Here is a 17893-nt window from a genome sequence, read left to right on the forward strand (position 1 = left end):
ATATATGATTCGATAAATTTTATCACTAAGTATATTTATAAACAATATTTAATTTATAATATAAAAAAATATCTATGTGTAAACGCGTGATGATTAAGATAACTTTACTTAATTTTTCACATAAAAAATACAGCGACGTCGAACGCCGCTGTATCAGTATTTATAGAGTATATTTAGTTCAGAATTATGATTCTAGTAATAAATCTTCTGGATTTTCAATTAATTCTTTGATTGTTTTTAAGAATCCTACTGCTTCTTTACCATCAATGATTCTGTGATCATAGCTTAGAGCTAAGTACATCATTGGACGGTTTTCAATTGTATCTTTATCGATTGCGATTGGACGAGTAATGATTGAGTGCATACCTAAGATAGCAGCTTGGCTACCGTTAATGATTGGTGTACTCATCATTGAACCGAAGATACCGCCATTCGTAATTGTGAATGAACCGTTAACCATGTCATCTAAGCCTAATTTTTTATCACGTGCTTTGACAGCTAAGTTAGCAATTTCTTGTTCAATTTCAGCAAAGTTTTTCTTATCGCAGTCTCTAACGAATGGAACTAATAAACCATCATCTGTAGAAACAGCAATACCGATATCATAGAATTGCTTAGTAATCATATCTTCGCCGTCGATTTCAGCATTTACTTCAGGATATTTCTTAAGTGCTGCTACTGCTGCTTTAGTGAAGAATGACATGAAACCAAGTTTTGTTCCATCATGATCTTTCATGAATTGTTCTTTTTTACGTTTACGTAATTCCATAACATTTGTCATGTCTACTTCGTTGAATGTTGTTAACATTGCTGTTTGATTAGATACTTCTAATAATTTTTTAGCAGCTGTTTTCTTACGACGTGACATTTTTTCACGAATAACTGGTTTAGATGGATTGTCATTAGATTTTTTAGAACCACTGTCTTGTGATTTGCTTTCACTTTTAGCTGGTTGACTTGCTTGTTTTTGACTATTATCAACGTCATCTTTTCTTAATACGTCATTTCCTTTACCAGAAACTTCGCTTAAGTTAACGCCATTTTCACGTGCATGTCTACGTGCAGATGGCGTAGCATTGACACGTTGATTGTTAGTATCTTGGCTATCTTGTTTATTATCTGAAGAAGCTTGTTTTTGTTCTGATTTATCTTCAGTTTGTCCTGCATCTTTAGATTCATCTTTTTGTGGAGTGTCTTCTGATGAACCATTTGATGCATTACCACTACCTTCGCCTACAACAGCTACAGCTTGACCTACTTCAACTGTGTCGCCTTCTTCGGCTAATTGTTCAGATAGTACGCCTGCTTCCTCAGAAACAACTTCAACGTTTACTTTATCTGTTTCTAATTCTAAGATAGCTTCACCTTTATCTACGCTATCTCCAACGTTCTTTAACCACTCTGCAATGGTACCTTCTGTGATTGATTCTGCTAATTCTGGAACTTTTACCTCTGGCATACTTAATTTCCCCCTAGTTAATTATTAATGCTACTTTCAATAATTCGATTTTGAACAAGTTTATGAATTTCTCCATCACCTTCAGCAGGTGCTGCCCTTTGAATTCTACCATGATAGCTAAGATCATATCTATCAGCAACAAGTGCTTTAAGATAAGGATAAACAAATAACCAAGCGCCTTGGTTTTTAGGTTCTTCTTGAACCCATGATACTTTTTCTAGATTTGGTAGTGATTCTAGAACTTCTTTAATTTCTTCTTCAGGGAATGGATATAATCTCTCTACTGCAACAAGTAAAGTAGATTCATCAGGGTTTTTATCTAAATGTTCTTTTAAATCGATAAACATTTTTCCTGAAGCTAAAATAACTTTTTTAACTTTTTCTGCATCGTGTTCTTCAGTAATGATAGGTTTGAAACCACCAGAAGTAAATTCATCGATTGGTTTAGCAACTGTTTTATTTCGTAATAAACTTTTCGGTGACATTACGATTAATGGTCTCATTTCTTGAGAATCTAAGCTTGCTGCTTGTGCTCGTAATAAGTGGAAGTAGTTACTTGAACTAGATAAGTTTACTACTGTGCTATTATTTTCAGCAGCAAGTTGCAAGAATCTTTCTAAACGAGCAGATGAGTGCTCAGCACCTTGACCTTCATAAGAATGAGGTAAGAATAATGTTAGACCTGAACGTTCTCCCCATTTAGCACGAGAACTTGATAAGAAGTTATCAAAAATCATTTGTGCCATGTTAGAGAAATCTCCGTATTGAGCTTCCCAAATGTTGAAACTTCCTTTGTTCTCAACGTTGTAACCATATTCGAAACCAACAACAGCAGCTTCAGATAATGGTGAGTTGTGAATTTCAAAAGTCGCTTTTTGATCAGGTACATGATGCAATGGTGTGTAAGTATCACCATTTTCTTCGTCATGTAGAACAGCATGTCTATGACTGAAAGTACCACGTTCACTATCTTGACCAGTTAAACGAACTGAAGTTCCATCTTGTAAAATAGTGGCGAAAGCAAGTTGCTCTGCTTGAGCCCAATCAACTAATCCGCCATCTTTTTCAAATGGTTCTCTACGTTTTTCGAGTACTTTATTTAGCTTTTTAAGTACATGGAAATCTTCAGGATATGTGAGCATTGCATCATTGATTTCTTTAAGATGATCAAATGTGAAATCTTTCTCGTCACTTTGTAATGGTAATTGAAGTGACTCAGGTTTTTCCATATCTGGATTATCCATCTTATCTGATTTATCGATTTTGTCATGCGCTGCACGCATTTCTTTTTGAACATTATCAATTATTTCATTCATTTCGTCTTCTGAAATGATACCGTCTTCTACTAATTTCTTACCATATAAAATTTCGACTGATTCATGTTTACGAATATTATGATATGGAACAGGGTTTGTGATAGAAGGTTCATCCATTTCATTATGCCCATAACGACGATATCCTACTAAATCGATAACGACATCTTTGTGGAACTCTTTGCGGAATTCCATTGCGATATCGATGGCTTCAATTGTTGCTTCTACATCATCTGCATTAACGTGTAAAATTGGAACATCGTAACCTTTAGCAACGTCTGTTGAATAAGTTGTTGAACGTCCATCAACAGGTTCAGTTGTGAATCCAATTCTATTATTTGTAATGATGTGAAGTGAACCGCCAGTAGTATAACCCTGTAAGCTACCTAGGTTCATTGTTTCAAAGTTAATACCTTGACCTGGATAAGCCGCATCACCATGAATGATAATTGGCATTGCTTTATGGAAGTCAGTTGATGGTGAACCAGCTTGATGTGTTTCATCTTGTGCAGCACGTGTTCTACCTTCAACAACGGGTGCTACAATTTCCAAGTGGCTTGGGTTATTAGCTAGAGAAATACGTTGTTCAGTACCGTATGAGTCAGTCGTTTTAACGCCACCTAAGTGGTACTTAACATCGCCTGTCCAACCTGAAGTTAATTCTAAACTACCGTCTTCAGGTAAGAATTTCATAGGATCTGTGTGCATGAATTCTGAAATCATCATTTCATATGGTTTTTCAAGCACATGTGTTAATACGTTTAATCGTCCTCGGTGAGCCATACCGATTTGAATATTCTTAATTCCCTCATTACCCGCTAAAGTAATAGTATGTTGAAGCATTGGTACTAACGTGTCTACCCCTTCAATAGAGAAACGTTTTGCACCAACGAAGTTTTTGTGTAAGTATTTTTCAAATCCTTCAACATGCGCTAATTTTTTGAAAAGTTCTTTTTTCTGATTATTGTTTAAATTCGCTTTATAAGGCGTTTCTATACGTCTTTTTAACCAAACGCGCTCTTTACTATTATTAATATGTGTATATTCAAAAGCAATTGGTCCTTTATAGCGTTTTTCCATACGGACGATCGCTTCATAGGCATTGTCATAAATATCTTCAAAGTGTTCTGATACAATACCAGCTGAAATTTGTTCCAAAGTTTCTTGGTCTAAATCAAAGTCTTCAATTCCTAATTTAGGGACATGTTTACGCTCTGGAGGATTAACTGGATAAATGCCTGCTTTTAAGTGTCCGTATTGACGTATATTATCGATTAAGCGCATCACACGTTTAATCGTGCTGTCTCCCGCTTGTGAACCACTTGAACCAGTGGTCGGTTTAGCCTCGATATGAGCTTCCCCTGTTTTAATTGTACTAAATAGAACTTGTAAATCTTCTGGAACTGATGATGGATCTTGTAGGTAATCATCATACAAATCTAGCATTAAGCCGAGATTTGCACCGAAGTTTACAGGCGCCTCTGTAACTTCCTTTTTGTCCTTTGTCATTTTTACACCCTCCACAAAAATGTTGAAACGCTTACAAGATAATAATAGCATTATTTCAAATTTTGTTAAAGTCAATTTACCTATTTATATACAAAAAGCAGAACCAAATATAGATTGGTTCTGCGTTATTTTAAAAAATGGAATGAGTTGCTTCGTCGATGCGGTTCAAAGACGCAATGGAGCTATCCAAAAAATTATATTTAGTTACCTAATTTTGTAATGGAAACTGAATTTTGAAAGTAGTAAACGATTGAACTTCACTGCTTACTTCAATTGTTCCACCATTTAATTGTACGATTTTTTGGGCAATCGATAAACCTAACCCATTACCGCCTTGGCTTCGCGCACGTGATTTGTCCACACGATAAAATCTGTCAAAGATAAACTCTAAATCTGCTTTAGGAATGCCCATACCATGATCAGTAATTTCGATACTAACAAGTTTATTCTTTAACTGTGTAGTGATCGTTATATATTTGTTATCAGTATCATACTTCATTGCATTATCTAAGAAGATAAGTAATAATTGTTCGAATTGATGTCGGTTGATCTTCAAGTGAATAGGTTTAGATGTTAACTCTGTTTCAAATGTATAATTAGGATGTAGTTGTTTAAGTGATTTGACGCGGGTTTGAATTTCATTATTCACATCTACATTTTCACATTCAAGTACATTACTGTTCACTCTATCTTTGGTTAACATCAGTAATTCTTCAACAAGTTTAGTAATTCGGTTTACCTCTTCAATAGATATATCCAGTGACTCTTCTAGAACTTCTGGGTCTTTTTTACCCCACCGTTGAATTAAATTAAGATGGCCTTGAATGATTTGTAAAGGTGTTCTTAATTCGTGAGAGGCATCTTCAACGAATTGGCGCTGTTGATTGAAGGATTCTTCAATTTGATACATCATATCATTGAAAGTCACGATAAGATTATCTGTTTCTTCATAATTTGTGGTTAATTCAAGTTTATTCTGGAAACCATCACGTCGGATTTGATTCATTTTGTTGGACATTGTCACAATGGGCTTTGTAATTTGTGATGAGAAGATATAACTAATTCCTGCTGTAATGATGGTAGCGATGAGTCCAAATGCTAAGGCTACAATATAAAGTGATCGCACTAGATTATCGTAATTTTGTAGTGAATGGATTAATACGCTATATCCGGAAAAGTCTTTTGAATGTATTGGTTCAGTAATAATTAAGTAGTTGATACCATGACTTTTATGGATGTGAATACGTTCAGGATGATTGATATCAACCTTTTTGTCGTAATTGATGGCATTTTCATTAGATGTTTGTATTAATTTTTTACCTCTATCATCAAAAATGATGACCTCTTGAAAGTTCTCTAACGAAGCATTTAAATCGAGCGGTGATATTTGATCTAAAGATTTAGAATGAAACAAATTTGCAATATCACTCGAACTTCTCTCAGCTTCGTCTAATTCACTATTTCTCAATGTATCCTTTAAGAAGAAAATGATAATCAAACAAAATAACAATATTGTCGTAAATGTAATGAGTGTCGTAATCATCATCCATTTATATTTTAACTTACGACGTTTAATCATCGAATCACATACCCTACACCACGAACGGTTTCAATCGATTTTTCCTTATTAAAAGGTTTTAATTTATTACGTAAATATCTGATATAAACATCTACGACATTTGTTTCAACTTCACTATTGAAACCCCACACGTGGTCTAAAATTTGTTCACGTTGCATAACGTGATTTCTATTTTCAGCTAAAACATATAGCAAATCATACTCTGTTTTCGTCAATTCAAGCTGTGTACCGTCAACTGTAACTTTGAAAGCATCTTTATCAATGATAATTCCGTTAATGTCAATGACATCTTTCTGAGGCTGTCTACGTAAGATCGCTCTAATTCGAGCGAGCAGTTCCTCAATATCGAAAGGTTTAACGATGTAATCATCGGCGCCATAATCGAGTCCAGCAACTTTATCATATGTTTCACCTTTAGCGGTGATAATGATAATTGGCGTTGAATATTCTTGACGAATTTGTCTACAAATCTCTAGGCCGTTAATGTTAGGTAACATTAAGTCAAGAATGATCAGATCATATGATTTATTTAATGCTTTATCTAAACCTGTGCGACCATCATTTTCTATATCTACATTGTAATTCTCATGTGTGAGTTCAAGTTCTATAAATCGAGCAAGGTTTTGCTCATCTTCTACGATTAAAATATTTGTCATATTTGCACCTCATGATACATCTTACCTAATAGCATATGAATGAAAAAGATGTATTCTTTAATTGTTATGAATTTGTTAATAATTTCTCTTTATTTGCTTTATCTATTTTATCACAATTCATTCTCAATGATTTTATCATTAATGAAAGTTTAGTTTGGAAAATTAAAAATCTATGAAGTATTGATATGACAACATTTATAGTATGTTAGATGAAATTTATCAAAAAAGTTTGTGATTCTAATTGACAACGATTCTCAGTCATGTATAATACTAGTTGAAAATGATTATCAATACCGACTAGAACATTCCCCCCCACATATATTTCGTTCTTATTGGATTGGTCATTTTCAATTATCCCCTTTTATATGCCCGTAAAAGACTAACGTTGAGAAACAACGTTTCAATAAAAGCAGTAGACCTTTGACACTTGAGGTTTACTGCTTTTTTAGTGGGAGCGGGACAGAAATATAATTTAGCTAAATTATTTTCGTTGTCCCGCCCCGGCAAGGATGGCTAGGATTGAGAGAAGCTTAATTTAAGCGCACTTTCAATTCAGACATCTACTGCCCATATATTAAAGAAGACTGAGATAAATAACTATTCTTCTAACCTTCGTTGCTAGTGGCACTTATACTTGAGCAAAGCCTCAAGTGTTACTACTATAACTGTTTTATAGTAATATTTAAATAATAAGGTGAAAGTTTTATAATTAACAGATAACGAAGTATTGATAGCGACACGCCTGCAGGAATAGCATGCGTCTTGAGACTACTTGTTAGTCAGTTGATTTTTAAAAGACAGGCTACGCAGTAGCTGATTGATATTGAGCTCACAAAATGGCTCAACATCTAATCATCCTTGCGGGGGTGATAATACGAATTCTTAAATTCTAGAATTCTGTATCACTCCCAAGCCATGCCCGCGGCAAGGGAGCTAAAGCAATACGTAGTATTGGTAAAAAACTATACTGTGAATGTTAAACAGATATGTTACCATTGATAAAATTAAATAAAGCCTGAGACGTCATCTTTCATTTAATAAAGACGAAGTCTCAGGCTTCATTTTCAATAAGTTAAATCTGCAACCAATGCTTCTGGTTAAAATATTCCATATTCTGTGGTTTAGCATAATCAGAAATCATATAATCAATTTCGCTAAACCCATCAATACGATACGACGCATGCGCATCTCGTTTACTACTATCTGCTAAGAGATAACTCAGTTGACTTTGTTGAATCATGATGTGACTCGCATGGGCTTCTTCCAAATCAAATTCATAACAATCACTCGTATCAAACGAACCACAAGAAATAAAAGCTTTATCAAATTTAAAACGTTGTAGTAACTCATTCGTCATATGACCGCGCACAACATCTTGTTCAGTATTCGTCTTTCCAGCGAGCATAATCACTTCTGCTTGAATTCGTTGCTCCTCGATAGCACGATTCAATTCATCCGCAATCTTCAAAGAATTCGTCACAATCGTTGTCTGAGTAATATCATTGAGATATTGAGGAATTCGCCCTGTTGTTGTCCCACCATCGATGACAATAATTTCTCCAGACTGTATTTGTAAAGCAGCTTTCTTAGCAATACGTTCTTTTACTTGTGATTGTTTCTGCCACTTATTCGCATATGATTTCTCTTTATTAATATGATTGTATTGAATCGCACCTCCATGTGTACGTGTAATCAGTTTATCATTTTCTAAGGTTTCTAAATCCTTTCTCACGGTTTCAGGCGTCACTTGTAAAAAGATAGCTAAATCTTTTACGGCCACCTGCCCGTACTGATCAACACGTTTACGAATGAGATTCAAACGTTCATTTCTTTTATACATAATTATCTAAACTCCAATCTGCTTCATACGTGCTTGCCATCGATCTTTACGCCATCTAAGATACATAATGATAAATCTCAGCGCTTCATCTGCAATACTCACTAAAATAATTCCTGTATAGCCAAATCCCCAATGAATCCCTAATAGATAACTTCCAGGTAATAATAACAGCCAAGTGGTGACAATACTCACTGTGACTGGATAACGTACATCCCCTGCCACGTTTAATAAATCTACAATTAAATTATTCATTGCACGTATCGGTTCTAATCCAAAAAGTATAACAAGATAGTAGATGATTAAATGATAGGTTTGTAAGTCGTGTGTTATCCAACGTCCACACACAATAAATCCTATAAGTACACACGTCATAATCATGAAGGATTGTATGATGTTAAACCAAATACTTTTTACAACAACTTTCTTTAAAGTGCGGTAACGACGTCGAGATATAAATTTTCCTAAATAAATTTGGCTAGCGGCACTAAATGCCATAGCGCAACTAAAGGACAGGCCGCTTAGTACAGTGGAAACAGATTTCGCAGCGATGACTTGAGTGCCTAACATCGCAATAAATGCAGTTGTAAATGTCTGCGCAAAATTATAAGAAATTTGTTCACCTGCTGTTGGGATACCTAATGTCGAAACCTGGTATATTGTCTTCCAGCTCAGCTTGAAGTAGTGCTTGAGTGGACGGAAAATTTGTATCAGTGCAATCAAAGCTAAAATACATCCCAATAAACGACTGAGCGCTGTTGCCACCGCGACACCTAATACAGGGTTACCTACATACTCTGGAATAATAAAGAGTACAACACCATTTAGAATGATATTAGTCACATTACTAATGATAGTAATGCGTGTCGCTGATGCTGCATGATTCATGACACGTAATACGGTACCAATGTACATTTGACAAGTCGTTAAAGTGAGTACACTCAATATAATCAGTCCAAATTGATAGGTCAGTTTGAATATATCTTGAGGTACTTGAAAAAGTCGTAGGATAGGTTCAAATGCGAGTCCAATCACAATCGTAAATATGATAGATACTATGATATTGAATAACAAATTATGATAAATCTCTTGTGAAATACTTGATGGTTGATGTTCCTTCAAGTGAACAATACGTATATTTGTACCCACATGAATGATTGTAATTAGAAACGTGATGAGCATGAGTATTTGGCTTATCATTCCCGAAGCAGCAACGGCATCAGTGCTATAGCTGTTTAACATCAATGTATCAGCTTGTCCCATGATGAGTATGAAAAGTTGTTCTATTAAAATAGGAATGTATAATGCCCGAAATGTTCTTTTAGAAACGATCATCAAATTCTAACACTTTCGATTTATATATAGCGTCAGGTTGCAACTCAATTAATCTTGCCCCACGTTGTAAATCACCATAAGTATTGTAACCACCAACACGACCAAAGCTAAGGCGAATGCCATATAAATTAATCGTAAAATCATTGTCATGGTCATGACCGCAGAACACACCTTCAATATCTCCATTTAATAACATCTGGCTGAATAATCCGGAATTAATTTTTGAGCACGCAATGGGTTCATTGAAAATGCCATGATATTCAGCAATATTCTCAACTTCTTTATATTCTTGTAACGGAATATGCGTAAATAATAAGTTATGTTGAAAGTTGTGTTGAAATTGAGTTTGATATGTTTGGTGTGTTTCTCTAAGCCAATTCACATGTTCAGGTCTTATAAAATCATAATCACCTATGCCAAATGGATTATAGTCTCCACCGTCAATGACATAAAGTACATGTGTGACTGTGTCATTGCTTTTAACTTCTATTGTATAAGCTTCTTTATCATCAACAATGAGGCTATGATTTTTCTGTACGTAGTTAGTAGAATATTGGTCCTCAATATCGCGTAAGTCTGAACGTTTGAGGTGTCCCTCGGTATCGTGATTACCAAATGTCGTTGCAATTTGCGTATCATATTGATTTAAATACTCCATTAATTCCTTGTAAACACGCCCCGAATCAATGACGCCTTCAGACCAAATTTGGTCACCTGTTAATACTGTTATGTCAGGTTGATAGTGTGTCATCATATGATGAATTAAATCGTAAGTTTTTTGATCTTTTTCATCATTGTGTGGCCCAATATGTAAATCACTTAATTGTAGAATTGTAGTCATTGTTTCGTCTCCTTTACTCTTTTGTCGAACCGATATTGATACCTTTTACAAAATGCTTCTGAACGAATGGGAAGAGGAATAGTACTGGAATTGTTAATAGTACAATCATGGCCATCTGCATTGAGTCACCTGTAATTGTCAACTTGTCTAACATTGCATATGAACCTGACTTTTGTTTTAAAGCATCTGCAATGGCGGCTTGTTTCGTTAACATATCTTGTAAAACAGTAGCTAACGGTTTGAGATTTGGATTACGTACGAAGAATGCACCTGTAAACCAATCATTCCATTGACTCACCGCGTTAAATAATGTAATGGATGCTACCACGGGTTTGCTCATGGGTAAGACAATTTTCCAAAAGATTTGAAAGTCATTACAACCATCTACTCTAGCGGCTTCAATTACACTACTAGGTAACTGATTGAAGAATGTACGCATAATTAAAATGTTATAAACGCTATAAAGTGACGGTAAAATGTATACCCAGAATGTATCTGTTAAATGTAGTTGATTTAATAGGATATAAAGTGGTACAACACCGGCACTGAATAACATCGTAAATACTAGGAAGAATGAGATGATTCTTCGAAATGGTAAACTTTTGATTGTTAGAACGTATGCCGCCATAGCCGTTAATATCACACTTAATATTGTTCCTATGACTGTCTTCGCGATACTAATGAATAATGCGTTTAATAACGTACCTTGTTTGAATATCTCCTTAAAATTATCTAGCGAAAATTTACGCGGGTAGAAAGTGATGCCACCTTTTTGAGCATCTACCCCAGAGTTAAATGCTAAGGCAAAGATATTAATCATCGGTAGGATAATTGTGATCACTAAGCCAATAATAATGATTAATGAGATAATACGAATGACAATTGCACTTTTATCTTGTGAAACTTTCATTGTCTATGCCACCTCTTAATAAATGATTTGAGTTCCTTTTTTATCTCTTTGATTTTCAACGTATCTTTCAAATTGATTTAAGCCTGCCTCTTCTAAACGTTGCTTAGCACTATCAATAATTTGTTTTGCTTCTTTGTCTGATTGAGAATAATATGCACGTTTAATAGCGTCACTATAATCATCGAGTGCAACTTCTAAATCTTCTCCATATTCATATTTAGATAGGAACGATTTTACTGTGAGTCCGTTTACGATTTTGGCGTGTTTCTGTTTTTCATCGTAATGCCACATATCAGCAATCTTTTCAGGAGTAGTTTTTTTCGTTTTTGTATTATCTCCGTATTCAGTTTCACCAAAATCAGCTTTATTATCGATATCGGTATAACCAAGATGATCTGCCCAATAAGAACCTGCACCTCTAAAACCACGTTTTTTAGCTTCGTCTGGATTATTTTCCACTTCTTTTAAAACTTCAGGTTTAACATGAGGGTTACCTTTCTTATCTAAAGTATAGTCACGTCCTTTAATACCGTATTGACCGAGTAATTTACCTTCACGACTTGCAAGGAAATCAGCGAGTTTAACGACGTCTTCAGGATGTTCAGTCGTACTTGGTACAGCCCAACCGTTTGCGCCTGATTTATATGGCTTTTCAACTCTAAATTTACCTTTGACTGTGTTGAGTGGTCCAAGTGGAACGTATTTCATACTTTGGTTTTCAGTAACGTAGTTATGTAAATCTGAAACAATGCCCCATGAACCATTAACTAGTCCTTCTTTTGCTTTATTTTCTTCCATTGTATAGAACTCTTTCGTCATTAAGCCCTTTTTCATAAGGTCTTTAACGTAATGTACACGTTTAAGCGGATAATCAGTTTGTGATTCATGTACAATTTTCTTACCTTTATTTAAAAATTTCTCATCAGACTGACCAGTCCAAACAAGGTCATTATAGAATTTAGTACGATCGTCACCGCCCCATGCTGTTGGGCCAATAGGTGTGATTTCTTTACCATTATCATCTTTGAAGTGGTGTTCTTTCATCTTCTCAGCAAGTTTTTCAACATCTTTTGATGTCTTGATAGATGCAGGGTTGATATGAAGTTTATCCATGATATCTTTTCTGACATAAGGACCACCTACAGTACGACGTTCTTCTTGCCCTGGATGACGGTTAATCCCCATATGTACAAGGTACGTCCCATCCTGTTCTTTATTAAACATGATGTTATCTTTCGTATCCTTTGGTAGATATCCTTTTTTGAAATACTTACTATAAATTTTTGTGTTTTTAAGCATTTTTGTTAAGTCTGTGAGTCGACCTTGTTTCGCTGCTTTATTTAGTACTTTCATTTCAGGACGTCCACTATCGTCTAAGTAATAAACGATGAAATCGGGTAAATCTCCTGAAGCGAGTCCTGACGTTAATGCTTCTGTGGAATCTTCATTAGAAACGGTTTGGAGCTCTAACGTAATGCCAGTCTTTTTCTTAAGTTCTTGAGCAACTTCTTTATTCATTTTAGGTGAGGCATCGTTATCACTTTGAAACACAAGTCCTTTTAGTTTTCTATCTGCAATCCATGTATCTGGTTTACCTTTAGCATCTGCTTTTCTTTTCGCTTCATCTTGCGTTTTATCTTTGCTACATGCTGTTACGAATAAAATGACTGCAATCATTAAGATGAGCATAGATTTTCTAAACATGTACATTCTCCTTAATATAGTGATGTATCCAGCTTCTTATCTGCGAATTTATTAATAATGACGACAGCGATAAGTCCTATTACGCCTTGTAATAGACCAATAGCGATTGCGTAACTAAAATCGCCTTGCTCAATACCAGTACGAATAACAAATGTATCAAGTATTTCCGAGACGTTAGCGTTACCTGGTGTTTTGAGTAGGTAGATTTGATCGAACCCTGCTTTTAAAATATCGCCTAGAGAAATGATGAATAAGATAACAATTGTTGGCGTTAACATAGGTAAGGTAATATGTATAATTTGTTTGAAACGATTTGCGCCATCAATTGCAGCTGATTCATAAATTTCAGGATTAATACTCATAATTGCTGCAAAATAAATAATGGAATCCCAACCTACATTCTTCCAAATATAACTAGAAAACATGATGGTGTGGAAATACTCAGGATTCATCATAAAGTAAGTCGACCCGTCGCCACCAAATTGATGGATCAGTTGATTCATAAGTCCATCATCAGGAGCGAGTAATTTCTTGAAAATACCGATGACCACAACCCATGATAAAAAGTGAGGAATATAAAGCACACCTTGAAATAGACCTCTGATCTTACCTAATTTAGAATCTTTAATTTCGTTAAACATAATGGCTAAAATAATTGGAAATGGTAGAGCTAAAATCAATTTCATACCACTTATAATTAGTGTATTCATAATAATTTGAATACAGCGAGGGTCAGAGAAAAATCGTTTGAAATAGTATAATCCTTTCCAATCACCGCCGATGATACCAGTATCGAAGCGGAAATCTTTGAATGCCAGAACAAGACTTGTCATTGGAATATAGTTGAAAATCAAGAAAAAGAGTAAACAAGGTAAAATCATTAAGTAAAGTACTTTATGTTCCCACATTCTTTTTAACAAAGGTTTTTGATGAGTGGATTGAAGGCTTTGTTTTTTGATTTTACTCACGATAAAACCTCCTCTTGTACTCTTTCGCCTGAATCAGAATCGAAAAAGTGTGCATCTTTAGTTTTTATACCGAAGGAAACTGTTTGGCCTAATTCGAAATCCAAATTACTATCTACAGCTGCTACAATTTTATGTTCGTTGTGATGACAGTGAAGTAATTTGTATGAACCCGTTAACTCAACCAAATCTACAGTAAATTGAGACAGTTGGATTGGATAATGACTTATTTCGTTATCCTCAACAAGATGTAAGTCTTCAGGTCGTATACCAAGTCTGTATTGTGCATGTGATGCAAGTTGAAGTGATGAAGCATCAGCCACTTTTTGTCCATCGAAGTACCAAGCATCTAAGTGATAGGTCATTGGAATCATATTCATTGATGGGCTACCAATGAAAGTGGCAACAAATTCATTGACAGGATGACGATAAATTTCTTCAGGTGTACCAATTTGTTGTATTTCACCTTGATTTAAAATGACAATACGTGATGCCATTGTCATTGCTTCAGTTTGGTCGTGTGTCACGTAAATCGTTGTTGCTTTCATTTGTTTATGTATTTTTATGATTTCACTTCTCATATTACTTCGTAATTTAGCGTCTAAATTAGAAAGTGGTTCATCCATGAGAAAGATTTGAGCTTCTCTGACGATAGCTCTTCCAAGTGCCACACGTTGACGTTGTCCTCCAGATAAAGCTTTAGGTTTGCGGTCGAGAAGGTTTTCAATTTCTAATATTTGAGCTGCATGTTGAATTTTTTCGTCGTAAATTTTCTTTTTGATTCCTCGCATTTTTAAGCCAAAAGCTAAATTTTTATAAACTGTCATGTGTGGATATAAGGCATAATTTTGAAAGACCATAGCAATATTACGATCTTTAGGTTGTAAATCGTTAATCACTTTATCGTTGATACTAATTGTCCCCTTGCTTACGTCTTCAAGTCCTGCAATCATACGTAACGTTGTTGATTTCCCACATCCCGAAGGTCCTACAAATACTACAAATTCATTGTCCTCAATATCTAGATTGAAATCTTTAACTGCGTGACTACCATTGTCGTAAACTTTGTTTAAATCCTTGATTTGTATCATGTCTTTGCTCCTTTGAAGATTTAATCACAAGTTCAGTATAAGTAATCACTATTAAAGTAAACTTTTTTCAAATTTAAGTTTTCGTAAATCAAAATTTTTTGTTTGTAATTTTTCAAAAATAAAAAGACTAAAAACGTTGATAGAACAACATTTTCAGTCTTTTATTAACAAAAATGAAAACAAAGAAATTAATATAAGATAAATATTATTAACATTGAGATTACAAATCGTATTTATTTAAAAACGCCGATTTGAATATACTAAATAAACCACTAAAATCATTGTTGAATCACAATCATTTCAGTGGTTAGGTCAACTGCTATTTAATTTAAAATTCCAATCGAGCTTATTTATACGACGAGTTGTTTCTTCAATATTAACGTTGATAAAACAATGCAGAAGGCGCCACCAATAATGCCAGCAATAATATCTGTAGGATAATGAACGCCTAGATACACTCTAGAAGTTGATATTAATAAAATGAAAAGCGCGCATAAACCGATTAACACGCCTTTAGAGATACCAGAATCATGACGGTTAATTACATATATAGCACTTCCGAAGAAAGAGGTTGCGCCCATTGCATGGCCGCTTGGAAAGCTAAATCCTGAAATATCAATTAAACGTAAGAGTGTTGGACGTTCTCTATCGAAGATATTTTTCAAAACAGGATTAAGTACACTTGATAATCCCATTGCAATGACGAAAAATAATGTTTCGATTTGATAGCGTTTAAGCATTAAATATGCGACTAATGTAAGAGATAAACATAACATTGCCCACACTTCACCTAGTTTTGTCGCACCAAGCATAATAGATGTGGTGATAAAACTTTCTGACGAATAAATAAATTCATACACTTCATTATCAATCCACTTTCCAAGACGCGATTCATGGAAAAAGGCGATAATCCCGAATATAAGTGTAAAGACAATGAGTAACGAAATGCGTGTCCAACGATTCATGCCTGGTGCCTCCTACTTGTTTAATGCATCATGTACAATTTTATCAAATAAATCTTCTTTCGTGTAACTTTCTTTATATGTTTTCATTTGATTAATAATAGCTTCGCGATTGGATTCTATATCATTTAATTCTTGTATTAACCCAACTTGAGTGAGTTTATCTTCAAGTATGTGACGACCGTAACCTTTAGATTCAAAGTTCTTAGCGTTATCAATTTGGTCTCCACGAGATTGATCTAAACCTAATGGTATTAATAGCATAGGTATTCTTAAAGTTAAGAACTCATAAATCGCATTTGCTCCTGCACGACTTACTACCGTATCTGTAATAGCAAGTAAATCGGTTAAGTCATCTGTAACAAATTCGTATTGGACGTAGCCCTCTTTATTAATAGAATCATCGACTAAACCTTTACCAGTTAAATGAATAATTTGATATTCGTGAAGTAAAGATTCTAAATTTTCACGGATTGTTTCATTAAGTTTTTTACTTCCAAGACTTCCACCCATGATAAGTAAAACTTTCTTATTAGAGTTGAAGCCAGTTAATTGATAACCGCGATCTTTGTTACCTTGTTTTAAATCTTCTCGAACAGTTGCACCTACGAAATCAGCTTTTTCTTTCGGAAGATAGTTAAGTGTATCTTCAAACGTTGTATAAATTTTCTTAGCGAATTTCAGTGCAATTTTATTGGCTAAACCTGGTGTTAAATCTGATTCATGGATAATGGTTGGGATATTTAATGAGCGCGCAGCGATGACGACTGGAACGCTGACGAAGCCACCCTTAGAGAATAGTAAATCAGGCTTTTGTTGTTTGAGTATTTTACGTGCGTCTAAGATTCCTTTCAATACTTTGAAAACATCTTTCGCATTTTCAAATGATAAATAGCGACGCAATTTACCACTAGAAATCGGATAATATTTTATATCTGGAAGTTGAGACTCAATCATTTCTCTTTCAATCCCTTGTTTAGACCCGATATAAAACGCTTCGTGTCCCTTTTCTATAGCAGTGGGAATAAGACTTAGGTTCACTGAAACGTGCCCTACTGTTCCGCCACCGGTAAATGCAATTTTAGACATAAATGACAACCTCTATTCTTATATGTTTTTATAATAAGCGTAAAATGGTGCTCCTCTATTAAATGGATGGTAATCAATTTCAGCTTCGCCTACTTTTGTAAAACCAAATTTCTCAAATAGATTTTGAGCGGGTTTATTTAACGCAAATGTGTCTGTGAGAATCACATGAATGCCATGTTCTTCTGTTAATTCGACTGCAAATTGGAAAAGTTCCGTCGCAGCCCCTTTATAATCTTTAGATCCAGCTAATCGATGAATCACATATGCACCTTCTCGATTTACTGGCCATTCAATGTCATCATACCACTCTGATTGATTTTGGTCGATAACAATAAATCCACAAATTTTATCGTCTACATCTAATACGTAAAGTGTTTCGGTTTCAATGTCTTCTTCAAAGTGTTCAGTTACAGGATATTTATCATCCCACTGATTATGGTTGAATTCTTTCATTTTCTCTTTAGCTTCATCAACAAGTTGCTCAATAACAGGTAAATCTTTTTTAGTTGCTAATCTGATCATCTTACCAAAACACCTCTTTTTTAAAATAGTGAATAAAAATGAAACGCCTCATTTCTTATATAATTTAACAAATGAGGCGTATTTTAAACTTACAATTTTCAGAAAAGTCTTTTGCATTTTG

Annotated in this window: 14 protein-coding genes and 1 pseudogene; all 15 read right to left on the minus strand. The window is 34.7% G+C overall.

Annotated elements, in window-relative coordinates; genetic code table 11:
* Positions 1 to 184 precede the first annotated feature (184 nt).
* Positions 185 to 1459 carry a dihydrolipoyllysine-residue succinyltransferase gene (gene sucB / locus CD155_RS05440; RefSeq protein WP_103212747.1) on the minus strand — a complete coding sequence of 425 codons (1275 nt, stop codon included), beginning with the start codon at positions 1457 to 1459 and terminating at the stop codon, positions 185 to 187.
* A 17-nt stretch (positions 1460 to 1476) separates the two neighbouring features.
* Complete coding sequence (locus CD155_RS05445) at positions 1477 to 4281, minus strand: 2-oxoglutarate dehydrogenase E1 component (RefSeq protein ID WP_103212748.1); 2805 nt, start codon at positions 4279 to 4281, stop codon at positions 1477 to 1479.
* 208 nt (positions 4282 to 4489) lie between these two features.
* Positions 4490 to 5860 carry a HAMP domain-containing sensor histidine kinase gene (locus tag CD155_RS05455; RefSeq protein WP_103212749.1) on the minus strand — a complete coding sequence of 457 codons (1371 nt, stop codon included), beginning with the start codon at positions 5858 to 5860 and terminating at the stop codon, positions 4490 to 4492.
* Positions 5857 to 6516 carry a response regulator transcription factor gene (locus CD155_RS05460; RefSeq protein WP_002442853.1) on the minus strand — a complete coding sequence of 220 codons (660 nt, stop codon included), beginning with the start codon at positions 6514 to 6516 and terminating at the stop codon, positions 5857 to 5859. The genes CD155_RS05455 and CD155_RS05460 overlap by 4 nt, the downstream gene beginning before the upstream one ends.
* 208 nt (positions 6517 to 6724) lie before the next feature.
* Positions 6725 to 6861, minus strand: a pseudogene (locus CD155_RS13090) (hypothetical protein); the annotation flags it as partial.
* A 727-nt stretch (positions 6862 to 7588) separates the two neighbouring features.
* Complete coding sequence (locus CD155_RS05465; RefSeq protein WP_002442858.1) at positions 7589 to 8356, minus strand: DeoR/GlpR family DNA-binding transcription regulator; 768 nt, start codon at positions 8354 to 8356, stop codon at positions 7589 to 7591.
* 6 nt (positions 8357 to 8362) lie between these two features.
* Positions 8363 to 9688: an MATE family efflux transporter gene (locus tag CD155_RS05470; RefSeq protein WP_103212750.1), complete on the minus strand. Its 1326-nt coding sequence runs from the start codon at positions 9686 to 9688 to the stop codon at positions 8363 to 8365.
* Positions 9675 to 10529, minus strand: coding sequence for a metallophosphoesterase family protein (locus CD155_RS05475; RefSeq protein WP_070831347.1), 855 nt, complete (start codon positions 10527 to 10529; stop codon positions 9675 to 9677). Before CD155_RS05475 ends, CD155_RS05470 begins: the two co-directional genes overlap by 14 nt.
* Positions 10530 to 10542: 13 nt before the next feature.
* Positions 10543 to 11439 (minus strand): carbohydrate ABC transporter permease, encoded by an 897-nt coding sequence (locus tag CD155_RS05480; protein WP_002442864.1) that lies wholly within the window; start codon positions 11437 to 11439, stop codon positions 10543 to 10545.
* Between the two features lie 15 nt (positions 11440 to 11454).
* Entirely contained in the window at positions 11455 to 13143 is a 1689-nt protein-coding gene (locus tag CD155_RS05485; RefSeq protein WP_172605826.1) for an extracellular solute-binding protein, read from the minus strand.
* A gap of 11 nt (positions 13144 to 13154) precedes the next feature.
* Positions 13155 to 14111 (minus strand): ABC transporter permease, encoded by a 957-nt coding sequence (locus CD155_RS05490; RefSeq protein ID WP_002442868.1) that lies wholly within the window; start codon positions 14109 to 14111, stop codon positions 13155 to 13157.
* Positions 14108 to 15199 (minus strand): ABC transporter ATP-binding protein, encoded by a 1092-nt coding sequence (locus CD155_RS05495; protein WP_103212752.1) that lies wholly within the window; start codon positions 15197 to 15199, stop codon positions 14108 to 14110. The genes CD155_RS05490 and CD155_RS05495 overlap by 4 nt, the downstream gene beginning before the upstream one ends.
* A gap of 350 nt (positions 15200 to 15549) precedes the next feature.
* Complete coding sequence (locus tag CD155_RS05500; RefSeq protein WP_002442877.1) at positions 15550 to 16164, minus strand: phosphatase PAP2 family protein; 615 nt, start codon at positions 16162 to 16164, stop codon at positions 15550 to 15552.
* A 12-nt stretch (positions 16165 to 16176) separates the two neighbouring features.
* The gene (murG, locus tag CD155_RS05505) at positions 16177 to 17250 is read right to left on the minus strand and encodes an undecaprenyldiphospho-muramoylpentapeptide beta-N-acetylglucosaminyltransferase (protein ID WP_002442878.1); all 1074 of its coding nucleotides are present in this window, start codon (positions 17248 to 17250) and stop codon (positions 16177 to 16179) included.
* Positions 17251 to 17268: 18 nt separating this feature from the next.
* On the minus strand, positions 17269 to 17772 hold the full coding sequence (locus CD155_RS05510; RefSeq protein ID WP_002442879.1) for a GNAT family N-acetyltransferase: 504 nt from the start codon (positions 17770 to 17772) through the stop codon (positions 17269 to 17271).
* Positions 17773 to 17893 lie beyond the last annotated feature (121 nt).

The sequence above is a fragment of the Staphylococcus caprae genome, assembly GCF_002902725.1.
Taxonomy (GTDB): Bacteria; Bacillota; Bacilli; order Staphylococcales; family Staphylococcaceae; genus Staphylococcus; species Staphylococcus caprae.